Below are 26289 nucleotides of genomic sequence, written 5' to 3'. Positions count from 1 at the left end.
GGACCCGAAATGATGCCGGCAATGAGGGAGATGAAGCTGCGCTTATTTTGCCTTCGGTTCGTTAAGATCCGGCTTCCTGGGCCGCGACCATGATCGCCTCGTTCAGCGCGTTCAGCCCCTGACTGCGCGACGCGCTCAGTTGCGCGCGCAACCCCAGTTCATCGAAGAACGCCAGCGGTGACTGCGCCAGCAGCTGCGCCGCGGTTTTCCCTTCGACAGCTGTCAGCAACACCGCCAGCAGTCCACGTACAATCCGCCCCTCGCTATCGCCGTAAAAGTGCAGCGCGCCATTTTCTCCACGGGTGTAACCCAGCCAGACGCGATTTTCGCAGCCCGCGATCTCCTTCGCCTGGGCTTTGAGATCGTCGGGCAGCGTCGGCAGTTGCTTTCCCAGTAATATCAACTGGCGGTATTTATCTTCCCACTGGTTGAGCGGCAGGAAGGTCTTGCGCAGCGTCTCTTCATTCACGGTTGTGCCGAACGGGTGTCCGGCAAACATTGGGCTTGTCATTCATCCACCAATAGCTCAAGCGCCCGATCAACGGCGTTGACCAGCGCATCCACATCACTCTTTGTATTATACGGCGCAAATGAGGCGCGCAGGATGCCCGTTACGCCCATTTCCGCCAGCAGCGGCTGGGCGCAGTGCTGTCCGGCGCGCAGGGCGATACCGTATTCCGCCAACAGCGTGATCATATCGCTGTGGTGAATGCCTGCAAAATCAAAGGCCAGCAGGCTGGCGTCCTGACAGCGGAAGGAGCGAAAACCGGGACGCTTCGCCAGCGCGTCTTCCGCCAGCGTCGCCAGCCCTCGGCTCCAGTTTTCCGCCTGGGCAGTATCGGTATCGGCTAACCATTCCAGCGCCGCGCTCATCCCGATGACGCCTGCGACGTTAGGCGTTCCAGCTTCCAGCTTCCACGGCGCGGCCTGAGTAGTGAAGCCGTCAAAGCTGACGGTGTCGATCATCTTACCGCCGCCAAGCCACGGCGACATGGCCGCCAGCAGTTCTGGTTTGCCGTAGAGCACGCCAATTCCCGTCGGACCGTACAGCTTATGCGCGGAAAACGCGTAGAAGTCGATGTCGAGCCGTTGTACATCGGCGGGAAAATGGACCACGCCCTGCGCGCCATCCACCATGACCACCATGCCTGCACGATGGGCAAGGGTAATGGCGCGGGCTAAGTCCGGACAGCCGCCGGTAACGTTCGACATTTGTCCCAGCGCGAGGATGCGGCTACGCGGCGTTATTCTCTCCGCCAGGCGCTCAACGTCCGGTAAAAATTGCGCATCGAGCGGCAATTTAACCACTTTCGCGCCGGTTTGCTCCGCCACCATCAGCCAGGGAACGAGATTGGCGTGATGTTCGGCGGCGCTGACGATGATTTCATCGCCAGGCTGAAGGCGGGGGCGAGCGTAGCTTTGCGCCACCATGTTAATGGCCTCGGTGGTGCCGCGAGTCCAGACGATGGTTTTGTCATTCGGCGCGTTCAGCAGCCGTGCGACCTGCTCCCGGGCGGCTTCGTAGCGCGCGGTAAGGCGTTGAGCTTCGGCAAACTGGCTGCGATGCACGTTTCCGGCGCTCAGGCTGTAGAATTGCTGCGTCGCGTCAATAACGGCCTGTGGCTTCAGCGCCGTGGCGGCGCTGTCGAGATAAACCCCAGCGTCGGCCAGTGCGGGAAACTGCGCGCGAAACTGCGCGGGATTGAAAGCGTTCATGGTATTCCTCGGTTCAGTCAGCCGATCGTGGCGCAATTTTGCCGCCGTGACAAGGCTTGCCTGTCACCAGGAATCTTCTGGATAACCTGGCGAAATCAGACCAGTGTCTTATGCTGAATAGTGTTAGGCAAATGTTTCTGCCTGTTACGGAGTACGTTTTTAATAGCATAAACAGCTTTAAGGAGAAGAAGATGAAAAAGACTGCCGCAATTATTTCTGCATGTATGCTGACTTTTGCCCTGAGCGCCTGTTCCGGTCCGAACTATGTAATGCACACCAACGATGGTCGCAGCATCGTGTCTGACGGTAAACCGCAGACCGATAACGATACCGGGATGATTTCCTACAAAGACGCTAACGGCAACAAACAGCAGATCAACCGTACTGACGTGAAAGAGATGGTCGCGCTGGAAGACTAATCCGTAGCGGACAGGTAAAAAAAAGCACCGCAATTTGGCGGTGCTACATTAATCACTATGGACAGACAGGGTAAATGTACAGGAAGTGAAAAAGGGTAGCTTCGCTACCGTGGTCTGAATCGCAGACCAATTGCAAACACAACAACACAACATCACAACCGTAAGCCAAAAGCCCACCAGAACACGCATTCCGATAAAACTTTTCGTTCCGGCTCAGGAAGTGCCGCCACTATAGGTATTTGCTGGTAGTTCCTCAACGGACAAATTATAATGGCTCAGATAAAAAAAACTAATAGGTTACAGCTTGTAATCTAATTGTTAAATTGTTTTAACATCAAAGTCTAATAGCCATGTCTAAACGTCTTCCACCTCTGAACGCATTACGTGTTTTTGATGCCGCCGCACGGCATCTCAGCTTCACTCGCGCAGCAGAAGAGCTTTTTGTGACGCAGGCCGCAGTAAGCCACCAAATCAAGTCACTTGAGGATTTTTTGGGACTTAAACTGTTTCGGCGACGCAACCGTTCTCTTCTTCTCACCGAGGAAGGCCAAAGCTACTTCCTCGACATCAAAGAGATTTTTTCGCAATTAACCGAAGCGACGCGTAAACTTCAGGCGCGAAGCGCAAAAGGGGCGCTGACGGTCAGTTTATTGCCCAGTTTTGCGATCCAGTGGCTGGTTCCCCGACTCTCTAGCTTTAACTCAGCTTATCCGGGAATCGACGTCAGGATCCAGGCGGTGGACCGTCAGGAAGACAAGCTGTCGGACGATGTCGACGTGGCGATTTTTTATGGTCGCGGCAACTGGCCGGGCTTGCGCGTCGAAAAATTGTACGCAGAATATCTGTTGCCCGTCTGTTCGCCGCTGCTGCTGACGGGGGATAAGCCATTGAAGTCGCCAGAGGATCTGGCGAAGCACACGCTATTGCATGACGCCTCGCGCCGCGACTGGCAAACCTATACGCGCCAGCTGGGCCTGAATCATATTAACGTCCAGCAGGGGCCGATCTTCAGCCACAGCGCGATGGTGCTGCAGGCGGCGATTCACGGTCAGGGCGTTGCGCTGGCGAATAACGTGATGGCGCAATCGGAAATTGAGGCCGGACGTCTGGTCTGTCCGTTTAACGATGTGTTGGTGAGTAAAAACGCATTTTATCTGGTTTGTCATGACAGTCAGGCAGAACTGGGTAAAATAGCCGCCTTCCGTCAGTGGATCCTGGCGAAAGCGGCGGCTGAACAAGAGAAATTCCGCTTTCGCTACGAACAATAACTTACTTAGGGTATTACCATGACCAGCCGTTTTATGCTGATTTTTGCCGCTGTCAGTGGCTTTATCTATGTTGCTCTGGGCGCTTTCGGAGCGCACGTGCTAAGCAAAACCCTTGGTGTGGTTGAGATGGGCTGGATCCAGACCGGTCTGCAATACCAGGCGTTTCATACGCTGGCGATCTTCGGTCTGGCGGTCGCGATGCAGCGTCGCATCAGCATCTGGTTCTACTGGAGTAGCGTTTTTCTGGCGTTAGGCACTGTGTTGTTTAGCGGCAGCTTATATTGCCTGGCGCTGTCGCATTTGCGCCTGTGGGCGTTTGTGACTCCGGTTGGCGGGGTGAGTTTCCTGGCAGGGTGGGTGTTGATGTTAATCGGCGCCGTTCGTTTGAAGCGTAAGGGCGTTGTTCATGAATAAAGTGGTGTTGTTGTGTCGCCCGGGCTTTGAAAAAGAGTGCGCTGCGGAAATTACCGATAAAGCGGGACGTCGCGAATTGTTTGGCTTTGCGCGCGTTAAAGAAAACGCGGGATATGTCATTTATGAATGTTATCAGGCCGATGATGCGGAAAAAATTATCAGCGAGCTGCCGTTCAGTTCACTGATCTTCACCCGCCAGTGGTTTGTGGTGGGCGAGCTGCTGCAGCATTTGCCGCCGGAAGACAGGATCACGCCGATCGTCGGTATGCTGCAGGGCGTGGTCGAGAAGGGCGGCGATCTGCGGGTTGAAGTGGCGGACACCAATGAAAGCAAAGAACTGATGAAGTTCTGCCGCAAGTTTACGGTGCCGTTGCGCGCCGCGCTGCGTGACGCAGGCATTCTGACGCACTATGAAACGCCGAAGCGTCCGGTGGTCCACGTCTTCTTTATCGCGCCGGGATGCTGTTATACCGGTTATTCGTATGCCTCAAATAACTCCCCGTACTACATGGGCATTCCGCGCCTTAAGTTTCCCGCCGACGCCCCAAGCCGCTCGACGCTCAAGCTGGAAGAAGCGCTGCACGTGTTCATTCCGGAAGATGAGTGGGATGAGCGTCTGGCGAACGGGATGTATGCGGTGGATTTAGGCGCCTGCCCCGGCGGCTGGACTTACCAGCTGGTGAAGCGGAACATGTGGGTTTACTCGGTCGATAACGGTCCGATGGCGCAAAGCCTGATGGATACCGGACAGGTGACCTGGTTGCGGGAAGATGGCTTTAAGTATCGCCCGAACCGTAACAACATCTCATGGATGGTATGCGATATGGTGGAGAAACCGGCGAAAGTGGCGGCGCTGATGGCGCAGTGGCTGGTGAATGGCTGGTGTCGTGAAACCATTTTTAACCTCAAGCTGCCGATGAAAAAACGCTATGAAGAAGTCTCCCAGAACCTGGCGTATATTCAGGCGCAACTGGATGAACATGGCGTGAACGCGCAGATCCAGGCGCGTCAGCTCTATCACGATCGCGAAGAAGTCACGGTGCACGTGCGTCGCCTGTGGGCGGCGGTAGGCGGGCGTCGCGACGAACGCTAAAACTACGCCGGAGGAGGCCTCGTTTGGCGCTATCTCGCCGACACGTCTGAAACAATAGACGTCACCTCATCCAGATGACCCAGCCGGGCCTCTCCCGAACGGTTGAATTTGCTTTTATCGATCAGCAGCAGCGACTGCGCGGCGCGACTCAGCAGTACGGATTTATATTCAGCGTTAAAAGCGCTGGAATCCCACAGCGCGCCGTGGCGGTCGATTCCTTCACAGGAAAAGATAAACAGATCAATTTCCAGCGTTTTCAGTTGAGAAATGAGTGAGGGATTCACATAACAACGGTGTTTACGCTCAAGCGTACCGCCAGAACAAATCAGTTGAATGTGCTCGCGCTTGCCTAGCGCCTGGCAGATTGGCTGACTGTTGGTGAACACCTGAATGTCGATATCCGGTAGCTGCCGCGCCAGATACCAGCAGGTTGAACTGGCATCCAGCGCAATGACCATACCGTTTTCTATCCAGCCGAGCGCCTTTCTGGCAATGTCTGCTTTGTGGGCGTAATGGCTTTTCAGACGGAGAGAAAACGGATCGCCGTTATCTCCGTTTTCCCGCCGAATGCTTTTTGCCCGTCCGTGGCTACGCAACACGTTGCCCTGACTTTGTAACGCGCTGAGATCGCGGCGGATGGTCTCTTTACTGACATTAAGCAGCGCGGCCAGCGCGTCAGTGGTCAGGCTTTGATGCTGACTAAGCAGATGCACTATCGCTTGCTGACGTACCGCTTTCATCGCTGACCCTCTCACCGTCCGGAAAACTCTGCCGCGGGTGAGATTACGGCGTTACGCCTTTTTTTAAAAGAATATTCCCGTATTTGGCGCGCTCGCCGGTGATGACGATCGCAAAAGCCTTTTGCGCGCGTTCGTAAAAAGCGAAGCGATCGATGCGCACAATGTCAGGGCAAGGCATTTGCAACGAAAGGGCATCGCGATAACGGGTTTCAACATCCGGGTCGAGGGTATCGCCCTCAACCGCCGCCATCATCACCACCGGCGGCGCATAGCTGTCCAGCTCGAACAGCGGAATGATCGCCCGCAATAATTCGCTAACCTGCAGTCCATCGGCGCGGATTGTCTGCGGCCCCATGCTGTGTGCCGGAAAGTGCGCGTCCGAGAAAACGATCTCGTCGCCATGTCCCATTTCCGCCAGCACCTTGAGCAGTTCAGGCGAGATTAATGGAGAAAGTGTTTTAAGCATGAACCACTCCTTTAGTGTGACGGATAGGGTGACTGAGGATGAAAATAACGGTACTGGTAGCGCACCTGCTCGCGCGCCTGCTGCGGACTGGCAAATTCGCCAACGCCATACCAGCCAAACATCGCCGCCCCGGCGACGGTGGTCTCCGCGTCGTCAAGCACCTTAATGGGGATGTTCAGCACGTTGGCTTTGATTTGATTCCACAACGGGTTGCGGCTTCCTCCCCCCACCAGCAGAAGCTCCGTTGCCCGGAAGTGACCGATGCTTTCCAGCATATGCAGGTTTTGGCGAAGCTGTTCCGTTAAGCCTTCCAGCGCCGCGCGGTATAAATGCGCGCGGGTGGTGGCGAGCGTTACCCCTTGCCAGCCCGCCAGCGGGGAGGTAAGCAGTTCACACTGCATTCTGACCCCTTCAGCGCCAGGCGGTACACGCTGTGCCTCATCAATTAACGTTTGCCAGGGCGTGTCGGGCGTCCATAACAGTTTGCGCGTCCATTCAAGTACGCCGGAGGCCAGCCACTGCATGCCGGGGTTATACAATCCGCTCTGGCTGTCCAGTTCACAGGTTGATCCGGCATAGCGGCTTAACGTCGCGGTATCGACCTGGCGACTGCGTACCATCAGGATTTCCCAGGTGCCGGAGGAGAGCACCGGCTCGTCCTGCGCCGCGCCCGCGCCAAACAAGGCAAACTGAGTGTCGTGTCCGGCGGAGATCACCGGAACGCCCGGCGCCAGTCCCAGCAGCGTCGCAGCGGTAGGCTGCAGCAAGCCGATTCGTTCACCCGCTTCTACCAGCCGGGGAAACAGCGCGCGCGTCAAACCGGCGGCCTGCAAAATATCGCCGCTGAAATCGCGCTGGTGAAGATCCAGCAACTGGCTGGTGCCGGCCATTGTGATATCGGTGGTGAATTCGCCGGTCAGACGCTGATTAATCAGTGAGGAGATAAACAGCCAGGCATGCGCCTGCGCCAGAAGCGCAGGGTGATTCTCTTTCAGCCACACCAGCTTATACAGGGTATTAAAGCTGAATGCGCCCACGCCGGAAATCGCCTGAAGCTGGCGTGGCGGCATAAAACGGCCGATGGCGTCCATGACCGCCGCCGTGCGCGGGCATTTCCAGCTAATTACCGGATACAGCAGTTCGCCGCGCGCATCCACCAGCGCGCCGTCAACGCCAAAGGTGGTCACCGTAATGCCGCGAACCCGGCAGGCGGACAGTTCGCCGCTCAGCATCCGGCAACACCCGGCGAAGCGTTGCAGTATGGCGTCAAGCGACCACTGATGCCACGCGCTGTTTTCAGTGGCCGCCTCGCTGGCGTTAAGCACCGAGGCGCGGGCGACAATCTTGCCCTGCCGATCGACGGCTATCGCCCGCACGTTAGTTGCGCCACAGTCGAGAACCAGAATAACGTCATTTTTCATAAGGACTCCCGTTGCCGGATGGCATTACGCTATCCGGCCCACGTCGAATCTTAACGCTTATACAGCGGCCCGTAGTTCTGGCAGGCGCGGTAATCCTGACCTTCGATGTCCATGCCGTGCGCGGCCCAGGCGGAAGGGCGATAAATTTTCGCTTCGTCCACGTTATGCATACAGACCGGAATACGTAGCATTGCAGCGAGGGTAATGAAGTCAGCGCCAACATGTCCCACGGTGAGCACCCCGTGGTTTGCGCCCCAGTTTGCCATGACCGAATAAACGTCAGTGAACGGTCCTTTGCCGGTCAGCCGCGGAGCGAACCAGGTGGTCGGCCAACTGGAGTCAGTACGCTTGTCGAGTGTGTCATGAACCGCTTTCGGTAGCGCCACGCTCCAGCCTTCGGCGATTTGCAATACCGGCCCCAGTCCCTTGATGATATTCACACGGGTCATGGTGAACGGGACGCCGCCTTCGCTCAGGAAGCGTGACGAATAGCCGCCACCGCGAAAATACTCGTGGATCGCCGGACACCATTCGGTGGCTGCCAGACAGGCGTCGGCTTCCTCTTGCGTCACCTCCCAGTGCGGTTTCAGCGTCGGGTTGCCGTCACTGTCCCGCTGTTTACAGGTGCCGTCGAGCGCGGCGGAACCGGAGTTGATCAAGTGGATGATGCCGTGTTCCGCCGTACCGCTGAGGGTATGGCCGGTGACGCGTTTAACCGCGTCCGGCGACCAGTAGGTACGCACGTCAGCGAAGACCTGCGCCGTGCCGGTCAGTTGATGGCCGAACAACATCGCGACGCCGTTCAGGCTGTCGTTTTCAGTGGCGACCACCAGCGGTTCGCGCACTCCGTTCCAGTCAAAGGAGCTGTTTAGCAGCGCTTCGGCGGTATCGCCGTTCGGGTATTGATCGGTCCAGTGGCGCTGACCCTGAAAACCTGCCGCGATGGCGTTGTAGCCGAGGGACTCTTCCACGCGTCCCCTCTCCGCCAGCTTGCTGTTGCCCTGCATCATGTCGCGGATGCACATTGCCATCAGCAGGCTTTCGCGCAGGATGTGTCGGCTCTGTTCAGCGTTGCGCTGGTACTGTTTCGCGTTTTTATCTTCGCCAAAGCGGAAATGGGCATCGGCCCAGGCCAGCGCCATTTCCAGTTCGGCTTCGTCGTAAATGTTATGATCGATACGGCGGCGCAGTTCGGTCATATCGACGGACTGCACCTTCATGCCGAGCCAGGACTCAAAGAAATTATGATCGACTATCGATCCGGCGATACCCATCGAGACACCGCCCAGCGAGAGGTAGCTTTTGCCCTTCATGCTGGCCACCGCCAGTCCTGCCCGCGCAAAGCGCAACAGCTTCTCTTCCACGTCGGCAGGAATGGCGCTGTCGCCTGCATCCTGCACATCCTGACCGTAAATGGAAAACGCCGGGATCCCTTTCTGGCTATGGGCCGCCAACGCCGCAGCCAGATACACCGCTCCCGGGCGTTCAGTGCCGTTAAATCCCCAGATAGCCTTTGGACGCATTGGGTCCATATCGATGGTTTCGCTGCCGTAGCACCAGCACGGGGTGACGGTGATTGTCAGACCGACGTTCAGGCCGCTGAACTTTTCTTCGCAGGCGGCGGCTTCCGCCATCCCGGCAATGCAGCTGTCGGCAATGACGCATTCGACGGGCGCGCCGCAGGCATAGCGCAGCTTTTCCGTCAGCAGAGCGGCGGTAGCTTTCGCCATATTCATGGTTTGGGTTTCCAGTGATTCGCGAACGCCCATACGGCGTCCGTCGATCACCGGACGAATACCGATTTTTGGCAGGGACATTTTCTTCATGCGTGGTTCCTCATCTTCGTTTAGACGCGCTGCGCAGGCGGAAGAGAGGCGCCACCGCGGCAGTCGGCTGAAAAAATGTGTTTTTGCTAACTCGAGTTAGCTTAGGTATTGGCAGGTTTTTTACACAACTTTTTTCTGACGGGATTGTGAGAAACTTCACGAGAAGTGGTTAAAATTCGATCTATGTCAAATAAAAGCGCGTGACGATTTCTATAAAAATCAATCTATTTCAATTGGTTAAAATAAAGAGTCTGCCCGGCGTCACAAATTCACGCCAAATAATTTGGCTATTTGGGGTGGCTAAAATAGCTTTAAAAGGCAAATCGCTAACTCGAGTTAGCAATATTCAGCATTGAGCCAACGTGACGTATCACTGTTTTCAGGAAGAATTCACATTCGCGGTAAGGGGCGGCCCTGAGAACGTACTTCGCCTGATTTACAGCCTGCGGTTTCTGATTATTGAGGAAAGCAGCAATGTCCGAAACATTTTTACAGATGAATCATATTACGAAACGCTTTCCCGGCGTATTAGCGTTGAGTAATGTGAATTTCACGCTCCGTAAAGGCGAAGTCCATGCGCTATTAGGTGAAAATGGCGCGGGTAAATCAACGCTAATGAAAATTTTAGCGGGCGTTTATCAACCGGACGAAGGCGAGATTATCTTTGAGGGAAGACCGATCGCGTTTAGCGATCCGCTTAGCGCGCAAAATGCTGGCATCACCATTATTCATCAGGAATTTAATTTATTTCCTGAATTAACCGTTGAAGAGAATATCTTTATTGGCCGCGAGTATTGTAAAAATAACCGTTGGCGGCTGGATGAAAAACAGCAGCGCCAGGCGGCGACGGATATTTTGCAAAAGCTCAATCTGAATATTGCCCCCGATACGCTGGTCTCAGACCTGACGGTCGCGCAGCAGCAAATGGTGGAAATCGCCAAAGCGATCTCGGTTAACGCCAAAATTTTGATTATGGACGAACCCACCGCGGCGCTCACCGAAACGGAGATTGAGAGCCTGTTCCGCGTTACCCGACTGCTCAAGGCGCAGGGGACCGGCATTATTTACATCTCGCACCGTCTGGAGGAACTGGCGCTGATCGCCGATCGCGCCACCGTGATGCGCGACGGTCAGTACATCGATACCGTGGAGTATGAAACGGTAAAAATCAGCGATCTGATAGCGATGATGGTGGGCCGCGAGTTGGGCAATATCTTTCCCCCTCGCGCGCGAAAGGCGCGCCGGGAGCCGGTGCTGGAGGTCTGCGGGTTAACGCGAAAAGGCGTGCTGAACGATATTCACTTTACCCTTCACCGCGGTGAAATTCTTGGTTTCGCCGGGTTGATGGGGGCTGGACGAACTGAACTGGCGCGGGCGATTTTTGGCGCCGATCCGGTCGATGCCGGGACGATAAAGCTCCACGGCAAAGCGATCGTGATTAACGATATTGCCGATGCCATCGCGCAAGGTATTTGTTATTTAACGGAAGACCGCAAGAAGGAAGGGCTGGCGCTCAATCTTTCCGTCGAGCGTAACATTATGCTGGGCAATTACCCTGAGTTTTCTGACCGCTTTGGCAATGTTGATACCCGACGTTGCCAGCAAATCAGCGAGGAGCAGGTAAACGCGCTTAGAATAAAAACGCCGCATCTCGAACAGGCAGCCATTAATTTAAGCGGTGGGAACCAGCAGAAAATTATTATTGCCCGCTGGGTGTGTAAGGATACTGAAATTCTCATTTTTGATGAGCCAACCCGGGGAATTGATGTCGGGGCAAAACTGGAAATCTATGAATTAATGAATCGCCTGGTGGCGAAAGGTAAATCGATAATCATGATTTCCTCTGAATTACCGGAAGTGTTAGGCATGTGCGATCGCATCTTAGTGATGCGCAGCGGTCGTATTACCGGTGAATTAACTGCCGATAACGCCACACAGGAAAAAATCATGCAGTTCGCGACGTTAGAGGATTAAATCATGACCATCTCTGTCACCTCATCTGCTACGAATAATAAGAAATTAAAAGTTAACAAAGCGCTACTGATGCGCCTCGCGCCGCTGTTGAGTCTGATCATTCTGATCATTTTCTTTAGCTTCAGTTCGCCCTTTTTCTTTAATACCGAAAATATCATGACCATCGCGTTACAAACCTCGGTGATTGGCATTATGGCGATTGGCGTGACCTTTGTGATTATCACCGCAGGAATCGACCTTTCATTAGGCTCAGTGGTGGCGTTTTCCGGCGTCGCGGTGGGAATTTGCGCCACCCTCGGGCTGCCGCTGCCCGTCTGTATTCTGGCGGGCGTCATTGCCGGAGGGCTTTGCGGTTACGTCAACGGCCTGCTGGTCACCAAAATGACCATCCCGCCGTTTATTGCCACCCTCGGGCTGATGATGTCCGTTCGCGGGATCAACATGGTGATGACGGATGGCCGCGCAATCTATTTTGCCGATTACCCCACCTTTAAGCTGCTGGCCCAGGGGCGTTTGTTCGACGTGCTGCCGTATCCGGTGTTTTATCTCGTTATCGTGGCGCTGGTGGCCGGGTACATTCTCAAGAAAACGGTGATTGGCCGCTATGTCTATGCCGTCGGCAGCAATGAGGTGGCGGCGCATCTCTCCGGTATTAAGGTCCAGCGGGTCAAAATATTCGTTTACGCCTTTTGCGGGCTACTGACCGGCATCGCGGGCGTCATTCTGGCCTCACGCCTGAACTCCGGGCAGCCTACGGTTGGCGTCGGCTATGAACTGGAGGCGATTGCGGCAGTCGTTATCGGCGGCACCAGCCTGATGGGCGGCATTGGCACCATCGGCGGCACTATCATTGGCGCGTTCATCATGAGCGTACTGAAAAATGGCCTGAACCTGATGGGCGTTTCCCAGTTCTGGCAAATGGTGGCGATGGGCATTGTGGTGGTGGCCGCTGTGTACCTTGATACCTTACGCAAAAAAATTCGTTGATTTACGCTCCCGGCAGTCACGGGGCATACAGACCCTGACGTAAAGGGTGAGACACTCACAACGGAGTCACATAATGAAAACCAGGCATCTTGTTTATGCGTTATCCCTGCTGGCGTGCATCTCTTCCGGCGCGCTGGCGAAAGATTTAAATCTTCCGGTGATCAGTAAAGGTTTCCAGCATGAATTCTGGCAAACCGTGAAAATGGGGACCGAAGCGGCGGCGAAGGAGCTGGGCGATAAAACCAGCTATGTCGGCCCTGCCGATGAAACTCAGATCGCCGAGCAAATTCAACTGGTGGAAAACGCAATGGCGAAGAAGCCCAACGGCCTGCTGCTGGCGGCGCTGGACGCTAACGCGCTGGCGCCGCTGGTAGAAACCGCCAATTCACGCGGTATCAAGGTGGTGACCTTTGACTCTGGCGTTAATTCTGATATTCCGGTGAGCTTCGTGGCGACCAATAACCGCAAAGCCGGGGCGGAAGCCGCCGACGCGCTGGCGGCGCAGGTGAATAAGAAAGGCAAGGTTGGCATTATCGCCCACGTAGCGGGGACGTCGTCGGCGATTGAACGTTCGGAAGGATTCATTGCGCGCATGAAGGAGATGTACCCGGATATTCAGGTGCTGCCGGTACAGTACAGCGACGGCGATCCGCAAAAAGCGATGGATAAAACCATCGATATGATCCAGGCGAACCCGGATCTGGCGGGGATCTACGGCACGAATGAGGGATCAACGCTCGGTGTCGCCAACGCCATCGACAGCCAGAACCTGAAAGGCAAAGTGAAAGTCATTGGCTTCGACAGCACTGAGGCGATTATCAATTTCCTGAATGCTGGCGTGATTCAGGGATTTGTGGTGCAGGATGCGTTTCAGATTGGCTATCAGGGGATCAAAACGCTGAATGCGGCGCTTTCTGGCCAAACGGTGCCGAAAGAGATCGACATTCCGGTGAAATTTGTCAGTGCGCAAAATATCAATACGCCGGAAATTGACAAGCTGTTGCATCCGTTTGGCAAAAAGTAAGGCCGTGGGGGGCGAGGCCTGCGCCCCCGTTTATGCGTAACGCCCGCCGGCTCACGCTTAAGCGACTGATGCGGTAAGACAAAAGTGTAAAATGCTTTTATGATTGTGAATTGACGCTTGGACGGTGACTGGGGCAATGACATGGCTAAGACAGTAGAACAGATAGCCAGCGATCTGAATTTATCGGTAACGACCGTGAGACTGGTGCTAAATGGAAAAGCTGAACAGTATCGCATCAGCCTCAAGACACAAACGCGAATAAACGAATATGTGGAGCGCTATGGATATGTCATTAACCATTCCGCCCGTAGCCTTAAGCTGAATAAAACGTATACCCTGGGACTCATTGTTCCCAATATTTCTAACGTCTTCTTCGCCACGCTGGCAGAAAAGCTGGAACAGCGCTGTCGGCGTTCCGGCTACCAGTTGATGATCAGCTGTACCTATGACGATGTGGATTACGAAAATAAGTTAACGAAAGCGTTAATCGCCCGTAATGTCGATGGTCTGTTTATTGTGCCTTCGACCCTGGAAAATCAGCAGCACCATTTACGCCAGGTGAGAAAACCGATGGTATTGCTGGATCGTGATTTTAAATATACCGATAACGCGCTGGTGGAAAGCCATAATATGTCGGGCGGTGAGCAATTAACCCGGCAATTACTGGACGCAGAAAAATTACCGGTCTGGTTTCTGGTGGGCGATACCGGTTTACCGAGTATCAGCGACCGTCTTAACGGTTATCTGAACGCACTCAGAGAAAAAGGCATTCACCATCGTGACTGGGTGCGCGAAGGGCCGGTAAACACCCCGGAAGGCGGTTACGAGATCATGCAAACGCTGATGGATGAACAAGGATGCCCGCAAGCGTTTATCGCGTCCTCATTGCCGGTTCTCGAAGGGGCGGTGAGAGCGATCCGCGATCGCGTTGGCGTCGTGCCGCCTGACATCAATATCGGCACCTTTGACGAACATCCGATGCTTGGGTTTCTGTCGAATAACGTCTGGTCGATGCAGCAGGATGAAAACGCCTGGGCTGAAAAGGCGGTGGACATGATGCTCAGTGCAATCGATGAACGACCAGTGAAAGAAACCGTAAAAGTGGAAATGAAATTAATTAAGCGCGTAAGACAAAAATAAGATGCGCAAAAAAATCAGCCATTGAACCGATTACCCGGAGAACAAAGATGGAAAGAACGCAATTATCCCGTGAAATCATTGAAACCTGTTTAGAAATGACCCGACTGGGACTTAATCAGGGAACGGCGGGAAACGTCAGCGCGCGTTATCAGGACGGCATGTTAATTACGCCCAGCGGCATTCCTTATGAACGCATGACGGAAAATATGATCGTCTTTGTCGATAACGACGGCCATTATGAAGACGGGAAATTGCCCTCCAGCGAATGGCGTTTTCATCTGGCGGCGTATCAGACGCGCCCGGACGCGAATGCCGTGGTCCACAACCATGCGATTCATTGCACCGCGGTTTCTATCCTTAACCGCCCGATCCCGGCTATTCATTACATGATTGCCGCAGCGGGGGGGAATACCATTCCTTGTGCGCCTTATGCGACCTTTGGCACCCGTGAGCTTTCCGGGCACGTCGCCGTCGCGCTGAAAAATCGTAAAGCCACGCTGTTGCAGCATCATGGGTTGATCGCCTGCGAAGCGAATCTGCAAAAAGCGCTGTGGCTGGCGCATGAGGTGGAAGTGTTAGCGCAACTGTACATGAGTACGCTGGCGGTGGTTGACCCGGTGCCCGTGTTATCAGATGCAGAGATTGCCGTGGTGCTGGAGAAATTTAAAACTTACGGTTTGCGCATAGAGGAATAATTACAATCACTACGCTTTGACCAGCCGTAGCTGCTGCAGGTTGCCGTCGAGTTGTAAATCCGTTTGCAGTCGGGCGATATCGCGACAGAGAAAAGCCATCTCTTTATGCTCATCCAGTTTTTTACGCCACTTTTCCGGCACTTCCGCCAGGTGTGCGTAAAGTCCTTCCAGCGTCTGAAACTGCGCCAACAGCTGCGTGGCGCTTTTCGGACCGATACCGGCGACGCCGGGCACCTTTGAGCTACTGATCCCCGCCAGTCCCCAATAGTCTGGTAACTGTTGGGGCGAGACGCCAAACTCTTTTTCAATGAAGGGGGCATCCAGCCAGCGCTTCTGAAAGTAGTCGCGGATGCGCAGCGTCGGGGAGAGAAGCTGGCAATAACCTTTGTCCGTCGACACGATGGTGGCCTGATGACCGGCCTGAGTGACTTTCACCGCCAGCGTTGCCGCCAGGTCGTCAGCTTCGTGACCGTCAGATACCCAGCAGGCGACGCCGCGCTGTTCAAAGGCGGCACGCAGAGCGGGCATCTCGTCATGCAGGTCATCCGGCATTGGCGGGCGACCCGCTTTGTAATCCGGAAGCCGTTGGTGACGCCATCCGCTGTTTCGCGCTTCATCATCAAATACCGCCACGGCGTGGGTGGGTTGGCTGTGGAGAATCAGCTGATCCAGCGCATGCTGGCAGGTCTGCGCGCACGGCGAACCCTGCACGGCATGAATGCGGCGAATCAAATTGAGCGCGTCGACAATAAGCAGATGGACAGCCACGGTGTTCTCCCTTTACAACCTGCGGGTAGGGTAACATTCACGGCGAAATGAGGCGAGCCTGGCGTGGTTTGCCCGGTAAGCGCTATGCCACCGGGCAGACGGCAGGCGTTAGTCGCAGGTGACGATTTTCATCGCCAGACCGCCGCGGGAGGTTTCGCGGTATTTGGCGTTCATGTCTTTTCCGGTTTCATACATGGTTTCGATCACTTTATCGAGGCAGACGCGCGGTTCGCTGGTGCGACGCAGCGCCATACGCGCCGCGTTGACCGCTTTCACCGAGGCGATCGCGTTACGTTCGATGCACGGCACCTGTACTTGTCCCGCGACCGGGTCGCAGGTCAGACCGAGGTTGTGTTCCATGCCGATTTCCGCCGCAATGCACACCTGCGCCGGGCTGCCGCCCAGCAGTTCCGCCAGACCCGCCGCCGCCATAGAGCACGCCACGCCGACTTCGCCCTGGCAGCCTACTTCCGCACCGGAAATGGAGGCGTTCATTTTGTACAGCGAGCCAATCGCACTGGCAACCAGCATATAGCGGGCCAGCGAGTTCGCATTCACTTCACGGATGAACTTATCGTAGTACGCCAGCACCGCCGGAACGATACCGCAGGCGCCGTTGGTCGGTGCGGTGACTACGCGCCCACCGGCGGCGTTTTCTTCGTTAACCGCCAGCGCGAACATGTTGATCCAGTCCACGACGGCCATTGGATCGGTCGTGGTTTTATCCTGGCTGACCAGCATCCGGCGCAGCGCCGCCGCACGGCGCGGCACACGCAATTTTCCGGGCAGAACGCCTTCGGTGGTAATGCCGCGCTCAATACCGCTGCGCATCACTTCCCAGACGTTGGCAAAGTGCTGTTCCAGCTCTTCTTTGCTGTGCAGCGCCAGTTCGTTTTGCATCATTAGGCCGGAAAGCGAGAGCCCGGTTTCTGCGCAATGTCTTTGCAGATCGGCGGCAGATTTGTATGGATAGGGCACTTCGACTGGCGCACTGTTCGGTAAACCGAAATGGTCTTCATCGACGATGAAGCCGCCGCCAATGGAGTAATAAGTCTGGCTGTAGAGGACGGTTTCTCCTGCCAGCGCGGTGATGCGCATACCGTTCTCATGCAGGGACAGGTTGTCGGCATGGAAATTCATGCACTTATCCACCGGGAATTCGACCTCATGCTGACCATTTGCCAGCAGCAGACGCCCGTGGGTATTCACATCCTGAATGAAACTTGGAATGGCATCGATGTCGACGCTGTCCGGCAGATTTCCCGCCAGACCCATAATAATCGCGATATCGGTGTGGTGGCCTTTCCCCGTCAAAGACAGAGAGCCATAAACATCCACCACGACGCGGGTGACATCGGTAAGCATGTTGCGGGCAATCAGATCGTCCGTGAACTGTTTGCCTGCCTTCATTGGTCCAACGGTATGAGAACTGGAAGGGCCAATGCCGATTTTGAAGATATCGAAGACGCTAATCATAGGACTTCCATTAAATAAAGCTCGGGAGGACGCGCCGCCCACAGGCGGCGCTGTAAAACTTAGCTGAACAGAGAGTAGAAAATTGCGGAGATAGCGATCAGACCCATGATGACAACGAAGACGTTGCTGATATGGCCGCTGTACTTACGCATTGCCGGTACTTTCTGAATCGCGTACATCGGCATCAGGAACAGAATCATCGCGATGATCGGGCCGCCCAGGGTTTCGATCATACCGAGAATGCTCGGGTTCAGCGTCGCGACAATCCAGGTGGTCACCAGCATGAACAGCGCGGTAATGCGGTTCAGTTTGTTGATCTCGATGGATTTACCTTTACCACGCAGAGATTTGATAACCATGCCGTTGAAGCCTTCACGCGCGCCCAGATAGTGGCCGAGGAAAGACTTCGTGATGGCGATCATCGCAATGATCGGCGCCATCCAGGCGATGATCGGCGCGTTAAAGTGGTTCGCCAGGTAAGACAGAATCGAGATATTCTGCTCTTTCGCCGCGGCGAGATCCGCCGGGGACAGGCTCAGTACGCAGCTGAAGACGAAGAACATGACCGTCAGCACCATCATGATGTGGGCGAACGCCAGAATCTTAGCGCATTTTTTCTCGGCGCCGTCGCCGTACTCTTCACGCTTCGCTACCGCGAAAGAGGAGATGATCGGCGAGTGGTTGAAGGAGAAGACCATCACCGGGATCGCCAGCCACAGGGTCATCCACAGGCCGTTGCCGGTAGAGGCGGCGGTATCAAAGGACAGCGTTTCCAGCGCCGCGCCGTTCCACTGCGGGATCAGGTACAGAGCCAGCAGCATCAGCGCTGCCACAAACGGGAACACCAGGATGCTCATCGCTTTCACGATCATCTGCTCGCCGAAACGCACGATAGTCATCATACCGACAATCAGGATCAGGGACAGAATCGCACGCGGCGGCGGCGTGATAGCCAGCTGATGCGTCAGAAAGCTTTCCACCGTGTTGGTGATCGCCACGCTGTAAACCAGCAGGATAGGGTAAATGGCAAAGAAATAGAGCAGGGTAATCAGCTTACCTGCGCCGATACCGAAGTGCTCTTCAACCACTTCAGTGATGTCTTCGCCCGGGTTTTTACCGGACAGAACAAAGCGGGTCAGGCCGCGGTGGGCAAAAAAGGTCATCGGGAAAGCGATAATCGCCATGATGATCAGCGGAATCATGCCGCCGACGCCTGCGTTGATTGGCAGGAACAGTACGCCCGCACCGATAGCCGTGCCGTAAAGGCCCAGCATCCACATGGTATCTGTCTTGCGCCATGCGCTTCGGGAATCAATCGAAGCAATAGTGCTGGTTTGAGTGGTTTCCATCTATTTCTCCTGGAGGATGCTAAAAGTCAGGTTGCTGGTCTAATCCAATGAAAAAAGTCCCGACCGTAAAACGAAATTTCATCAAAGACGATTTTTATATAATTTTTCGCCGTAATAATTTGCGGGCGGAAAGATACAGATAACCAATGAATCTATCAGTGATCGCGATCCCAAATGCAATAATCCACCTTTAATGTGGATAAAATTGGATCATTAATCTGTCAAAAAATCATCAAAGCGAATTTACGCGCGCGAAGGCTAGCATTAACGATACAGCGACGGGAAGTTTTCCCCGAGAGATGCGGAGGTTACGCTGTAAAAGTGCCATTTATTGGTGGTTTCTGATGCCTAAGCAAAGTTAAGAATGATAAAACGCGGTATCTCAGGGCGGGTAATCGTTTGCGTATAAAAATAATGAGTAAGATTTATAAGTGAAACTAATTAATTGGCGAGGCTATCTTATTGGTATCAATAAAAAACCGGAAAGGCCAGCAGCCGTTTCCGGTTCGTTCAGGACTTTTCGCCTCAGGCGCAGATTTCGTAGCAGGGAATGTATGCAGAGCCAGGCAGCTTCATACGGTGTTGCGCGACAAACCCTTGCAGTAGATCGTCCATGCGCCGCATCATCGCCTTATCGCCATGGATTTTGTAAGGACCATATTGCTCGATGGCGCGAATGCCGACTTCCTTCACGTTACCCGCGACGATCCCGGAGAACGCGCGACGCAGGTCTGCCGCCAGCACTTCAACGGGCTGGTCAGGGTACAGCTTCAGGTTAGCCATATTTTCATGGGACGGTTCGAACGGCATTTGCAGATCCGGCGCGATGCGAATCGACCAGTTGAAGCTGTAGGCATCGCCAGTGTCACGACGGTTCTCTTTCACCCGCGGCATCGCTTTTTTCATCAGACGCGCCACTTCCGCCGCATCGTCGATAATAATCCGGTAGTGACTGCGCGCCGCTTCACCCAGCGTGTGCACGATAAACTCGTCCAGAACGCGGAAGTAGTCGGCGCTCTCTTTCGGGCCGGTGAGGATCAGGGGCAGCACCTGATCTTTGTTCGCCGGATTCATCAGGATCCCCAGCAGGTACAGCAGTTCTTCCGCAGTACCGACGCCGCCCGGGAAGATGATAATCCCGTGGGCGATACGTACGAACGCTTCCAGACGTTTTTCAATGTCCGGCATGATGATCAGTTCGTTGACCAGCGGATTTGGCGGTTCGGCGGCGATGATCGACGGTTCGGTCATGCCGATAAAACGACTGTCTTTGTAACGCTGCTGGGCGTGACCCACTGCCGCGCCCTTCATTGGCGCTTCCATTGCCCCCGGCCCGCAGCCGGTGCAGATGTTCAGTTCACGCAGACCCAGTTGCGTGCCGACGCGGCGGGCGTACAGGTACTCATTTTCGTTAATCGAGTGGCCGCCCCAGCACACCACCATGTTTGGCGCTTCGCCCACGTGTAGCGCTCTGGCGTTACGCAGAATGGAGAACACCAGGTTGGTAATGTGTACCGAACTTTCGAGATCCAGATGCTGGAAACGGCCCGCGTTATGGATCTGTCCGTTGACAAACAGGATGTCGCGCAGCACGGCAAACAGGTTGGCCTGTAGCGCGCGAATAATACGTCCGTCAACGAAAGCGTCTTCCGGTGGGTTGATCAGCTCCAGCTTCACGCCGCGCTCGCGGCGCAGCACGTTGATGTCGAAGGTTTCAAAGCGGGACAGCAGCTCTTTGCTGTTGTCAGTCAGACTGCCGGAGTTTAAGACGGCAAGCGAACAGTTACGAAACAGTTGATACAGGTCGCTGGTGGCCGTGCGTTTAAGCATATCGACTTCCAGTTGCGACAGCATGTCCATTGAGCCAAGCGGGCTAATATGTGTAATCAAGTAAACTCCTTATGGGACGCAAAACGTCATTCCCTGTTGATTACAATAGCCCTGGCTTATGATCTTTCACAACCTTGAGTGCGGAATCAGGCACGCAAAACGGTGAAATAATTTACTGGCGAACCAGTCTGCCGAGCGCAGGAACGAAATCGGTATTGCTCCGCCATGGGTTAATATCCAGTCCGCCACGGCGGGTGTAACGCGCGTAAACGCTGAGGGTTTCCGGCTGGCAGAAGCGCAACAGGTCATTGAAGATGCGTTCCACGCACTGTTCATGGAACTCGTTATGATGACGGAAGGAAACCAGGTAACGCAGTAGCTTTTCGCGATCTATTTTCCGGCCGCGATACTGGATCTGAATGGAGCCCCAGTCCGGCTGGTGAGTGATCAGACAGTTGGATTTCAGCAGATGGCTGACCAGCGTCTCCTCTACGACTTTTTCGCCGCTGGCGGCATCCTGCAGTGCGTCGGTGGTGAACTGATAGTTGTCAATGCTGATGTCCTGATCGTCAATACAGGCGCCATGAAAATGGGCGATCGGCTGGCCTTCCAGCTCATCCAGGCGGTACAGCGCGACGCTGACTTGTCCTTGCGCGCAAGCGCTGAGATCGTTTTCCAGCGTCTGGCGCACCGCGTCCCAACTGTCAAAACGGGTCTGGTTAAAGCTGTTGAGATAGAGCTTAAAGCTTTTGGATTCAATCAGGTTAACGCTGGCGTAATCCAGTTCCACCTGCCCGACCGCGACCTGCGGCAGGCCTTTGGCGTTCAGCCACGACAGTTCGTACAGCGTCCAGATGTCGCCGCCGTGAAAGGGCAGGCGGTCAGCGTGGAGGCCGAGCGGGTCGCGATTGAGGCTGCGGGGAACGCCCTGTAACAGGCTGGCGTCGTAATTATCCCGGTAATCGGTTGATTTACCAAGAGTCAGGCCGTCAAGCGCCTGATGGTTTTCATAAGAAGACATGTTTCACCGTCGTAAACCAGATACACTATGGCTCCAGTGTATCCTGGCTTTTATGATGAGAGAAACCGGTGAACGAACAGACTGCATTGGCCCTGAAGGCTTTTACGACGCGTTATTGCGACGCATGGCATGAAAAACAGCAAAGTTGGCCGATGAGCGAGGAGCTGTATGGCGTGCCTTCTCCCTGCATCATTTCCTCTACTCAGGACGCGGTTTACTGGCAGCCGCAGCCGTTTGAGGGCGAGTCGAATGTAAACGCGGTTGAACGCGCCTTTGATATTGTGATACAACCTGCCCTTCACGCGTTTTACACCACGCAGTTTGCCGGCGATATGCCCGCACAGTTTCACAATGAAACGCTGACGCTGCTGCAAACCTGGAGCGTTGACGATTTCCGTCGGGTTCAGGAAAACCTGATTGGTCATCTGGTTACGCAAAAACGTCTGAAGCTGCCGCCGACGCTGTTCATCGCCACCCAGGAAAATGAACTGGAGGTGATTTCAGTGTGTAATCTGTCAGGTGATGTCATCAAAGAAACGCTGGGAACGCGGCAACGCACCGTTCTGGCTCCCTCCCTTGCGGAATTCCTTACTCAGCTTAAGCCTGTTCTGTAATCCATTTACCTGGTAATGTTGTGAGAGATCTCTTACACGCCCTGTAGGAGATCGCCAGGTGATAAGTGAAGACTTAAGGGCATAAGAATTATCAATATCCTAATAAATCAGACGGTTAACTAATTCGTGTCAACTTTCATATGAAATTTTCCTTAAGGCATTGCCTGTAAGTCCCTTGTAAGACGGCGTAAAAAAGGCGATTCTATGTACGTCGACAGGGAGTCGCACAACGAAGCGAACATCAGGATGATGGCGCTTTGGCAGGACACACCAGGACGGTGTTGCAAGGAAAGGCTTCAGGACGAAGCAAAGTGGAAAACGCAGGAAGGCGTTAAAGGACACCTCCAGGAAGGAGAACGAGAGCCGGTCAGGATGGTCGGTGGGTCAGGAAGGCCAGGACACTTCAGGATGAAGTTTTCACATCGGGGTGGTGTGAGCAGGATGCGCACGTTCAGGATGAACAACGGGTCGCAAGACCGCTGGAAAAGTTGTCAAGGATGAGCAGGGAGCACTAAAAGTAGCTGGAATGCTGCGAAACGAACCGGGAGCACTGTTTTTACAGTGCTCCCTTTTTTTATTTCTTTTTTTACTGGTGGTATTCTTCGCGCCACATTTTTCTTTACTGAGGTGACTTCATGACGACTCATGACCGTGTGCGTCAGCAGCTTCACGCACTGGAAGCGCTGCTGCGCGAGCATCAACACTGGCGGATGGATGAACCCGAAGCCCACCTGTTTACCAGTACGCAGCCTTTTTGCATGGATACCATGGAGCCGCTCGAGTGGCTGCAATGGGTGTTGATCCCCCGGATGCAGGCCCTGCTGGACAGCGCCCAGCCATTGCCTGAGGCTTTTGCCGTCGCGCCGTACTACGAAGTGGCGCTGAGCGCCGATCATCCGCAGCGTGAGGTTCTGATCGCCGCGCTGCAGGCGCTGGATGCGCTGTTTGCGCAAGATAAATCCTGATGCTGGAGATTCTGTATCAGGACGAATGGCTGGTGGCGGTCAATAAACCCTCCGGTTGGCTGGTACACCGCAGCTGGCTCGATCGCGATGAAAAAGTGGTGGTGATGCAGACCGTGCGCGATCAGATTGGTCAGCACGTTTTTACCGCCCACCGTCTCGACAGGCCCACCTCCGGCGTCCTGCTGATGGGGTTGTCCAGCGAAGCCGGACGACGGCTGGCGCAGCAGTTTGAGCAGCATCAGATCCAAAAGCGCTACCACGCGATTGTACGCGGCTGGCTGATGGACGACGCGGTGCTCGACTATCCGCTGGTAGAAGAACGGGACAAAATCGCCGATAAATTTGCCCGCGAGGATAAAGAGCCGCAGCCAGCGGTGACCCATTATCGCGGTCTGGCGACCGTAGAAATGCCGGTGGCAACCGGGCGGTATCCAACGACCCGTTACGGTCTGGTGGCGTTAGAGCCAAAAACCGGCCGCAAGCATCAGCTCAGGCGCCACCTTGCGCATTTGCGTCATCCGATTATCGGCGACAGCAAGCATGGCGATCTGCGGCAAAACCGCAGCGCAGCGGAACATTTCGGCTGCCACCGTCTCATGCTGCACGCCAGCGCGCTCTCTCTGACACATCCCTTTACCGGCGAGCCGCTGACGATTCGCGCCGGGCTGGACGCGGTCTGGATGCAGGCGCTGGCGCATTTTGGCTGGCGAGGATGTCTCCCCGACAATGAAAGGGTTGAGTTAAGCGCGTCGGCAGGTCAGGATGAAGGCGTAAATTCGTAACTCAGGGAGTCAGTAAGCATGGCGAAAATAGGCATTTTTGTCGGGACGATGTACGGAAACTCGCTGTTGGTTGCCGAAGAAGCCGAAGCGATCCTCACGGCGCAGGGACATGAGGCGACCGTTTATGAAGATCCTGAACTGAGCGACTGGCAGAACTATCAGGATAACGTCGCGCTGGTGGTGACCTCCACAACGGGGCAGGGAGATTTACCTGACAGCATCGTGCCGCTGTTTCAGGGCATAAAGGATAATCTGGGGTTTCAGCCCAATTTGCGCTACGGCGTTATCGCGCTGGGCGACAGCAGTTACGTGAATTTCTGTAACGGCGGCAAACAATTTGATGCCCTGCTGCAGGAACAGCGTGCGCAGCGCGTCGGCGAGATGCTGTTGATTGATGCCAGCGAACATCCGGAACCTGAAAGCGAATCGAATCCCTGGGTGGAACAGTGGGGAACGCTTTTATCGTGAGAGTAAACCCTCCCCCTACCGGGAGGGACTCCCGCTTGCGCCAGTAAGCAAGGGGGACAACCTGAAATCAGTTTAGTCAAAACTGAATCGTGTTAGCATCGGGCAAATGCCTAAAATCCTTTCAGACGAAAGGGTTTTTATTGACGTTTTCATAGGGTCAAGCGACCTGATTCACACTCCTGCCTTTTCTGCCTCTCCTGCTGGGCGAATTCCCTGACTGCTTTTCATTTCCGTGAAGTCGCTTCCATTACCCTGGGCTTTTGCCACAAACCGACGCGTTATCCCCCTGAAATGTTGTGTTGTTGCACGGTGAGCAACCTCCTGGCGCTTTTTATACTTCTCCTGCCAGTTATAAAAAAGCAGTACGCAAGGCGAACGACCTACAAAAAGCTGCCATGTATGAAACGTCACCTCTGATTCCCTACCGGCTGTGCAGTTCAGAGTGAGCGTGACTAACGCGAAAATTCAGGAGTGCAACAATGAGTTCATTAAGTCAGGCTGCGAGCAGTGCGGAAAAACGCACTAACGCCCGCTACTGGATAGTGGTGATGCTGTTTATCGTCACATCCTTCAACTACGGCGACCGCGCGACGCTTTCTATCGCTGGTTCCGAGATGGCCAAAGACATTGGCCTCGATCCGGTCGGTATGGGTTACGTTTTCTCTGCGTTCTCATGGGCCTACGTTATCGGTCAAATTCCGGGTGGCTGGCTGCTCGACCGCTTTGGTTCCAAACGCGTCTACTTCTGGTCCATCTTTATCTGGTCGATGTTTACCCTCCTGCAGGGCTTCGTCGATATCTTTAGCGGCTTCGGCATTATCGTCGCGCTGTTTACGCTACGTTTCCTGGTCGGTCTGGCGGAAGCGCCCTCTTTCCCGGGCAATAGCCGTATCGTCGCAGCGTGGTTCCCGGCGCAGGAAAGGGGAACCGCGGTGGCGATTTTTAACTCCGCGCAATATTTTGCCACCGTTATTTTCGCCCCCATCATGGGCTGGCTGACCCACGAAGTAGGCTGGTCGCACGTGTTCTTCTTCATGGGCGGACTGGGTATCGTCATCAGCTTCATTTGGTTGAAGGTGATCCACGAGCCGAACCAGCATCCGGGCGTCAACCAGAAAGAGCTTGAGTACATTGCAGAGGGCGGCGCGCTGATCAACATGGATCAGAAGAGCAACAAAGCTAAAGTGCCGTTCAGCGTGAAATGGGGACAGATCAAGCAACTGCTGGGCTCACGCATGATGATCGGGGTTTATATCGGCCAGTACTGCATCAATGCGTTGACGTACTTCTTTATCACCTGGTTCCCGGTTTATCTGGTGCAGGCGCGGGGCATGTCGATTCTGAAAGCGGGTTTTGTGGCCTCGGTTCCCGCCATCTGCGGCTTTGTTGGCGGCGTACTGGGCGGCATTATCTCCGACTGGCTGATGCGCCGTACCGGCTCGCTGAACATCGCCCGTAAAACGCCGATTGTGATGGGGATGCTGCTGTCGATGGTGATGGTGTTCTGTAACTACGTTAACGTCGAGTGGATGATCATCGGCTTTATGGCGCTGGCGTTCTTCGGCAAAGGGATTGGCGCGCTGGGCTGGGCGGTAATGGCGGACACCGCGCCGAAAGAGATCAGCGGTCTGAGCGGCGGTTTGTTCAACATGTTCGGCAACATCTCCGGTATCGTGACGCCTATCGCCATCGGCTACATTGTCGGCACGACCGGCTCCTTCAACGGCGCGCTGATCTACGTGGGGATCCATGCGTTGGTCGCGGTGCTGAGCTACCTGGTGCTGGTGGGTGATATTAAACGTGTCGAACTGAAACCTGTTGCGGGGCAATGAT

Annotated in this window: 26 protein-coding genes; 14 read left to right on the top strand and 12 right to left on the bottom strand. The window is 54.8% G+C overall.

Annotation, left to right across the window (positions count from 1 at the left end; genetic code table 11):
- Positions 1-61 precede the first annotated feature (61 nt).
- Positions 62-511, bottom strand: a complete 450-nt coding sequence (gene csdE / locus OOJ60_RS06890; RefSeq protein ID WP_042288877.1) for a cysteine desulfurase sulfur acceptor subunit CsdE — start codon at positions 509-511, stop codon at positions 62-64.
- On the bottom strand, positions 508-1716 hold the full coding sequence (csdA, locus tag OOJ60_RS06885) for a cysteine desulfurase CsdA (RefSeq protein ID WP_200035440.1): 1209 nt from the start codon (positions 1714-1716) through the stop codon (positions 508-510). The genes csdE and csdA overlap by 4 nt, the downstream gene beginning before the upstream one ends.
- A 191-nt stretch (positions 1717-1907) precedes the next feature.
- Between csdA and OOJ60_RS06880 the strand changes: the two genes are divergently transcribed.
- The 4 genes from OOJ60_RS06880 (at position 1908) to rlmM (ending at position 4910) form a co-directional block, all read left to right on the top strand.
- Positions 1908-2135: a YgdI/YgdR family lipoprotein gene (locus OOJ60_RS06880; protein WP_012906999.1), complete on the top strand. Its 228-nt coding sequence runs from the start codon at positions 1908-1910 to the stop codon at positions 2133-2135.
- 350 nt (positions 2136-2485) lie between these two features.
- Positions 2486-3403 carry a glycine cleavage system transcriptional regulator GcvA gene (gcvA, locus tag OOJ60_RS06875; RefSeq protein ID WP_042288871.1) on the top strand — a complete coding sequence of 306 codons (918 nt, stop codon included), beginning with the start codon at positions 2486-2488 and terminating at the stop codon, positions 3401-3403.
- Between the two features lie 18 nt (positions 3404-3421).
- Positions 3422-3817 carry a DUF423 domain-containing protein gene (locus OOJ60_RS06870; protein WP_042288868.1) on the top strand — a complete coding sequence of 132 codons (396 nt, stop codon included), beginning with the start codon at positions 3422-3424 and terminating at the stop codon, positions 3815-3817.
- Positions 3810-4910, top strand: a complete 1101-nt coding sequence (gene rlmM, locus OOJ60_RS06865; protein ID WP_042288866.1) for a 23S rRNA (cytidine(2498)-2'-O)-methyltransferase RlmM — start codon at positions 3810-3812, stop codon at positions 4908-4910. Before OOJ60_RS06870 ends, rlmM begins: the two co-directional genes overlap by 8 nt.
- A 29-nt stretch (positions 4911-4939) precedes the next feature.
- Here rlmM and fucR read toward each other — a convergent pair whose 3' ends face one another.
- From fucR to fucI, 4 genes are read right to left on the bottom strand one after another with little or no spacing between them, the layout of a single operon-like run.
- On the bottom strand, positions 4940-5650 hold the full coding sequence (fucR, locus tag OOJ60_RS06860) for an L-fucose operon activator (RefSeq protein WP_205612294.1): 711 nt from the start codon (positions 5648-5650) through the stop codon (positions 4940-4942).
- Between the two features lie 43 nt (positions 5651-5693).
- Positions 5694-6116: an L-fucose mutarotase gene (gene fucU, locus OOJ60_RS06855; protein WP_060569370.1), complete on the bottom strand. Its 423-nt coding sequence runs from the start codon at positions 6114-6116 to the stop codon at positions 5694-5696.
- Positions 6117-6127: 11 nt separating this feature from the next.
- Entirely contained in the window at positions 6128-7537 is a 1410-nt protein-coding gene (gene fucK, locus OOJ60_RS06850; protein WP_205612293.1) for an L-fuculokinase, read from the bottom strand.
- 50 nt (positions 7538-7587) lie between these two features.
- The gene (gene fucI, locus OOJ60_RS06845) at positions 7588-9363 is read right to left on the bottom strand and encodes an L-fucose isomerase (RefSeq protein ID WP_042288856.1); all 1776 of its coding nucleotides are present in this window, start codon (positions 9361-9363) and stop codon (positions 7588-7590) included.
- Between the two features lie 474 nt (positions 9364-9837).
- On the opposite strand from fucI, the gene OOJ60_RS06840 reads away from it, so the two are divergent.
- The 5 genes from OOJ60_RS06840 (at position 9838) to fucA (ending at position 15183) form a co-directional block, all read left to right on the top strand.
- Entirely contained in the window at positions 9838-11337 is a 1500-nt protein-coding gene (locus OOJ60_RS06840; protein ID WP_205612292.1) for a sugar ABC transporter ATP-binding protein, read from the top strand.
- 3 nt (positions 11338-11340) lie between these two features.
- Positions 11341-12324, top strand: a complete 984-nt coding sequence (locus OOJ60_RS06835) for an ABC transporter permease (protein WP_042288851.1) — start codon at positions 11341-11343, stop codon at positions 12322-12324.
- 73 nt (positions 12325-12397) lie between these two features.
- Entirely contained in the window at positions 12398-13348 is a 951-nt protein-coding gene (locus OOJ60_RS06830) for an ABC transporter substrate-binding protein (protein ID WP_060569372.1), read from the top strand.
- A gap of 141 nt (positions 13349-13489) precedes the next feature.
- On the top strand, positions 13490-14488 hold the full coding sequence (locus OOJ60_RS06825) for a LacI family DNA-binding transcriptional regulator (RefSeq protein ID WP_042288844.1): 999 nt from the start codon (positions 13490-13492) through the stop codon (positions 14486-14488).
- A 47-nt stretch (positions 14489-14535) separates the two neighbouring features.
- Positions 14536-15183, top strand: a complete 648-nt coding sequence (fucA, locus tag OOJ60_RS06820) for an L-fuculose-phosphate aldolase (RefSeq protein WP_060569373.1) — start codon at positions 14536-14538, stop codon at positions 15181-15183.
- Positions 15184-15192: 9 nt separating this feature from the next.
- On the opposite strand, the gene xni is transcribed toward fucA, so the two are convergent.
- The 5 genes from xni to queF all read right to left on the bottom strand — a co-directional run bounded on the left by xni (position 15193) and on the right by queF (position 21627).
- Positions 15193-15951 carry a flap endonuclease Xni gene (xni, locus tag OOJ60_RS06815; protein ID WP_042288840.1) on the bottom strand — a complete coding sequence of 253 codons (759 nt, stop codon included), beginning with the start codon at positions 15949-15951 and terminating at the stop codon, positions 15193-15195.
- A gap of 108 nt (positions 15952-16059) precedes the next feature.
- A complete protein-coding gene (gene sdaB / locus OOJ60_RS06810) occupies positions 16060-17427 on the bottom strand; it encodes an L-serine ammonia-lyase II (RefSeq protein WP_042288836.1) in 1368 nt (455 codons plus the stop codon).
- A gap of 59 nt (positions 17428-17486) precedes the next feature.
- Positions 17487-18776 carry an HAAAP family serine/threonine permease SdaC gene (gene sdaC / locus OOJ60_RS06805; RefSeq protein WP_042288834.1) on the bottom strand — a complete coding sequence of 430 codons (1290 nt, stop codon included), beginning with the start codon at positions 18774-18776 and terminating at the stop codon, positions 17487-17489.
- 525 nt (positions 18777-19301) lie between these two features.
- Positions 19302-20666 (bottom strand): nucleotide 5'-monophosphate nucleosidase PpnN, encoded by a 1365-nt coding sequence (gene ppnN / locus OOJ60_RS06800; RefSeq protein ID WP_205612291.1) that lies wholly within the window; start codon positions 20664-20666, stop codon positions 19302-19304.
- A 112-nt stretch (positions 20667-20778) separates the two neighbouring features.
- Complete coding sequence (gene queF, locus OOJ60_RS06795; protein ID WP_042288829.1) at positions 20779-21627, bottom strand: NADPH-dependent 7-cyano-7-deazaguanine reductase QueF; 849 nt, start codon at positions 21625-21627, stop codon at positions 20779-20781.
- Between the two features lie 68 nt (positions 21628-21695).
- On the opposite strand from queF, the gene syd reads away from it, so the two are divergent.
- From syd to OOJ60_RS06775, 4 genes are all read left to right on the top strand, one after another.
- Positions 21696-22241, top strand: coding sequence for a SecY-interacting protein (gene syd, locus OOJ60_RS06790; protein ID WP_205612290.1), 546 nt, complete (start codon positions 21696-21698; stop codon positions 22239-22241).
- Between the two features lie 635 nt (positions 22242-22876).
- On the top strand, positions 22877-23206 hold the full coding sequence (locus OOJ60_RS06785) for a YqcC family protein (RefSeq protein ID WP_181822607.1): 330 nt from the start codon (positions 22877-22879) through the stop codon (positions 23204-23206).
- Positions 23206-23988: a tRNA pseudouridine(65) synthase TruC gene (gene truC / locus OOJ60_RS06780; RefSeq protein ID WP_042288822.1), complete on the top strand. Its 783-nt coding sequence runs from the start codon at positions 23206-23208 to the stop codon at positions 23986-23988. The genes OOJ60_RS06785 and truC overlap by 1 nt, the downstream gene beginning before the upstream one ends.
- A gap of 18 nt (positions 23989-24006) precedes the next feature.
- Positions 24007-24456 (top strand): flavodoxin, encoded by a 450-nt coding sequence (locus OOJ60_RS06775; RefSeq protein ID WP_042288819.1) that lies wholly within the window; start codon positions 24007-24009, stop codon positions 24454-24456.
- 171 nt (positions 24457-24627) lie between these two features.
- Here OOJ60_RS06775 and OOJ60_RS06770 read toward each other — a convergent pair whose 3' ends face one another.
- Entirely contained in the window at positions 24628-24867 is a 240-nt protein-coding gene (locus OOJ60_RS06770; RefSeq protein WP_072014993.1) for a hypothetical protein, read from the bottom strand.
- Positions 24868-24935: 68 nt separating this feature from the next.
- Between OOJ60_RS06770 and gudP the strand changes: the two genes are divergently transcribed.
- Positions 24936-26288 (top strand): galactarate/glucarate/glycerate transporter GudP, encoded by a 1353-nt coding sequence (gudP, locus tag OOJ60_RS06765; RefSeq protein WP_042288816.1) that lies wholly within the window; start codon positions 24936-24938, stop codon positions 26286-26288.
- Position 26289: the final 1 nt, after the last annotated feature.

The organism is Citrobacter sp. R4 (assembly GCF_026719175.1).
GTDB classification, from domain to species: Bacteria; Pseudomonadota; Gammaproteobacteria; order Enterobacterales; family Enterobacteriaceae; genus Citrobacter_A; species Citrobacter_A sedlakii.
Note: the sequence above shows the minus strand (reverse complement) of the source record. Positions and strands in the feature narration are given on the sequence as shown.